The 4,003-nt window shown below is 65.1% G+C and carries 1 protein-coding gene and 1 pseudogene; both read left to right on the forward strand.

Annotation, left to right across the window (positions count from 1 at the left end; all coding sequences use genetic code 11):
- Positions 1 to 123: 123 nt before the first annotated feature.
- Positions 124 to 1,812: an FAD-dependent oxidoreductase gene (locus tag OKC30_RS20110; RefSeq protein WP_270670525.1), complete on the forward strand. Its 1,689-nt coding sequence runs from the start codon at positions 124 to 126 to the stop codon at positions 1,810 to 1,812.
- A 177-nt stretch (positions 1,813 to 1,989) separates the two neighbouring features.
- Positions 1,990 to 3,927 (forward strand): annotated as a pseudogene (locus OKC30_RS20115) (MG2 domain-containing protein); the annotation flags it as partial.
- Positions 3,928 to 4,003 lie beyond the last annotated feature (76 nt).

A 4,003-nucleotide genomic window follows, 5' to 3' on the forward strand; every position in this document is an offset into this window, starting at 1 on the left:
AGCAGCGAAAATCGATACAGAACAGGACCTTAGAAGGAATTTCAAATGAAGTGTTTTCTTAAGGTCCTGTATATGAGATAAGTCTAATTTATTGGTCATTTCCTGTTGAGTGGAGTCTTGCAGATGAAACGGATCCTGATTGTGGGTGGTGTGGCCGGGGGGGCGTCCGCCGCCGCCCGTGCCCGCCGTTTGAGCGAAGAGGCGGAGATCGTGATGTTCGAGCGGGGCGAGTTCGTGAGCTTCGCCAACTGCGGTCTGCCTTATCACATCGGGGGGGATATCCCGGATCGGGATGCCCTGCTGCTGCAGACACCGCAAAGCTTCAAGCGCCGTTTCAACGTGGATGTGCGGGTGTTTCACGACGTCATCGAGATAGACAGGGCCGGCAAGAGCCTGCTGGTGCGCAACCGGCTCACCGGCGAAGAGCGGCGCGAAGCCTACGACGTGCTGCTGCTGAGCCCGGGCGCTGCCCCCATCCGGCCTCCCTTCCCCGGCATCGAGAGCCCGGGGGTACACACCCTGCGGAGCATTCCCGACATGGATCGCATCCTGGCGGCGCTGGCGCACGACAAGCCCCGCCACGTCACCGTGGTGGGGGGCGGTTTCATCGGGCTGGAGATGATGGAGGCGCTGCACCAGCGCAAGCTGGATGTCACCCTGCTTGAGCTCTCCGATCAGGTGATGGCGCCGGTGGATAAAGAGATGGCCAACCTGCTCCATGCCCGTATCCGGGAGGAGGGCATCGATCTGCGCCTGCGCACCGGCCTCGCTGCCATCGAGAGCCTGGAGGTGCCTGCCGAGAAGACCGCCGCCGTGGCGACCGCCCAACGGGGTGGACTGCGCCTGACCCTGAGCGACGGCTCTCATCTCGACACCGGCCTGTTGATCCTCGCCATCGGCGTCAAGCCCGAGACCCTGCTCGCCGCCAAGGCGGGGCTGGTGCTGGGACCGCGGGGCGGCATCAAAGTGGATGCCGGGATGCGTACCTCGGATCCCTTCATCTTCGCGGTGGGGGACGCGGTGGAGGAGACCGACTTCGTCACCGGCGAGTCCGTGCTGATCCCGCTGGCGGGCCCCGCCAACCGCCAGGGACGCATTGCAGCCGACAACATGCTGGGGCGAAGCGAAACCTACAAGAAGACGCAAGGGACCGCCATCTGCAAGCTGTTCGATCTGGCGGTGGCCAGCACCGGCCTCAATGAGAAGCGGCTGGTGCAGTTGGGATTGCCGTTCGAGAAGGTCTATGTCCACCCGGGCAGCCACGCCGGCTATTATCCCGGCGCCCACCCGGTCAGCCTCAAGCTGCTGTTTGCCCCCGATGGCAAGATTTACGGCGCCCAGGCCATCGGCAAGGATGGCATCGACAAGCGCATCGACGTGCTGGCGGTGGCCCAGCGCGCCGGTCTCACCGTGTTTGATCTGCAGGATCTGGAGCTCACCTATGCGCCGCCCTTTGGCTCGGCCAAGGATGTGATCAACATGGCCGGGTTCGTGGCGAGCAACCACCTGAAGGGGGACACCCTGCTCTGCCACGCAGCCGAGGTGCAGGCTCGCCACCCCCATCAGCAGGTGGTGGATGTGCGAAACGGCCCCGAACTTGACAAGCTGGGGCGCATTCCGGGGGCGCTGCACATTCCTCTGGACGAGCTGCGCAGCCGTCTTGATGAGTTGCCCAAGGATAAAGAGCTGCTCATCAGCTGCCAGGTGGGACTGCGGGGTCACGTGGCCTGCCGCCTGCTGAGCCAGCACGGTTTTCGGGTCAAGAACCTCTGCGGCGGTTTCAAGACCTGGCAGACGGTGATCGCCGAGTAGATCCTCCAGGCTGAAATGGCCCGATTGATCACTCTGTAAGCAAACGGGCCACTCCAGTGAGTGGCCCGTTTCTTCATCAGGGGCCGATGCCGCCCGACATGGCAGTTGGTGTTCCCGGGAGTGACGCTTTATTCTATTGGCTCCTGCGCTGCGGCGATCCAACCCGGGATGAACACCATGCACCTCTCTCTCTCCTGCCCCGTGACTCGTCTTCCCCGTGTGGCCTGGCTGGCGGCGCTGCTGCTGGCTGGTTGCGGCCCCGACAAGCCTGTCAGCCAGGAGCCGAGGACTGACCCGATGGCCCGGCAGGAGGCGGGGGCGCCCGCCTCCGTGGTGCAGGCCAATGCCCGCCAGTATCGGGATGCCCCGGCGCTGGCGCTGGTCTTCTCCGGCCCATTGGCGCCCAAGGCAAACTGGCAGAGCTGGCTTTCTGTGAGTGAAGGGGGCAAGCAGGTGCAGGGGGAGTGGATCCTCGCCGACGATGGCCGCACCCTCTATTTCCCGAACGTGCAACCCGACAAACGCTACGAGGTGAGCCTCAAGGCTGGGCTGGGCCCATCCCCCCAGCGCTGGACCCTCAAGACCCGGCCGCTGGAGGCGGGGGCCTCCTTTACCGCGAGCGGCATGGTATTGCCGCTGCGCGACGAGCTGCGCCTGCCCATCAGCGCGGTCAATGTGGACGAGGTCAATATCGACTTCTTCCGGGTCGATGCGGAGTATCTGCCCCGTTTCCTGGCCGAGTATCGCCCCGGTGCCGGCATGGGCAACTGGGAGCTTGAGCAGATCACCAAGCGGGCCAAGCGGGTGTTCAGCGGCCGCTATGCGCTGGAGCTCGATGCCAACCGGCGCGAGACCCGCCTCATCAATGTGAAGGAGCCGCAGCTGGCGGAGGCCGGCGTCTACTTTGCGGTGATGTCGCCCCTTGGCAACTACGACTGGCGCAAGGAGACCACCTACTTTGCGGTGAGCGACATGGGGCTCAGTGCCCGCCGTTACCGCGATGAGCTGGAGGTGTTCGTCAGCTCCCTGGCCCGCGCCGACCCCCTCAAGGATGTGCAGCTCTCCCTGCTCGACCAGAAGGGCAACCGGCTGCAGGTGCAAACCACCGACCCCCAAGGTCATCGCCGCTTCGATCAGGTGCAGGGGGCTCGCCTGCTGCTGGCCGAGCAGGGCAACCACCTGGCGGTGCTGCGCCTCGATGGCGCGGCCCTCGATCTCTCCACCTTCGATCTCGGCACCCAGCCCTGGCAGGCCCAACAGCTCTATCTGTTCAGCGGGCGCGATCTCTATCGCCCCGGCGAGCGGCTCGACAGCGAGATCCTGCTCAAGGGGCAGGATGGCCAGCTGCTGCCGGGCATGGCGGTGGAGCTGGAGGTGAAACAGCCGGACGGCCAACTGCTCGAACAAAAGCGCCTGCTGCCGGACAATTTGGGCGCGGCCCACTACGGCCTGCATCTGCCGGATGATGCGCCGCTCGGGCGCTGGACCATCAACCTCAAGACTGCCGCCGGTAGCCGCTTCGAGTGGCCTTTTCTGGTGGAGGAGTTTCTGCCGGAGCGGCTGAAACTGCAGCTTGGCAAGGGGCCGGATGGGGAAGTGACGAGTCTGGACGCCGCCCTCACTCTGCCGCTGCAAGGGGACTATCTCTACGGCGCACCTGCGAGTGCCACCAAGGCGAAGGCGGAGGTGAAGTTAAGCCGCGCCACCATGCCCTTTACCCAGTGGCAGGAGTTCACGCTGGGTGACGTGCTGCTCGCCGAGCAGGCCAGGGATCTTGAGCCGCGGAGTCTCACCCTGGATGCGCAGGGGCAGGGGACTTTTTCGTTAGCTGATGAGCTCGACGGGGTGCGCGCCCTCGGGCCGCTGGAGGTGGCTTATCGGGTGTCGCTCTCCGAACCCGGTGGCCGCGCCGTCAACCGCAGCCGTACCCAGTATGGCTGGCCCGCGGGCAGCCAGTGGCCTGCGCTCAAGGCCGACTTCGTGGCGGAGCGGGTGGAAGGGGGCAAGCCGCTCCCCTTCCAGATCCTCAACCTCGATGCGCAAGGCCAGCCGGTGGCGGGGGCGGTGAAGGTGCGCCTCATCAACGAGTACCGCGACTACTACTGGCACTACGCCGTTGACATCCTCCCCCACCTTAGCGCTTCGCGTCACAGGAGGGGGATCCCCATTACTGGGTGATAGCTGCTCGCGC

The organism is Aeromonas sp. QDB18 (genome assembly GCF_027705325.1).
GTDB classification, from domain to species: domain Bacteria; phylum Pseudomonadota; class Gammaproteobacteria; order Enterobacterales; family Aeromonadaceae; genus Aeromonas; species Aeromonas caviae.

What these genes read in the sequence shown, in the direction of transcription:
- OKC30_RS20110 (WP_270670525.1), top strand. Translation starts at nt 124, where the DNA reads ATGAAACGGATCCTGATTGTGGGTGGTGTGGCCGGGGGGGCGTCCGCC.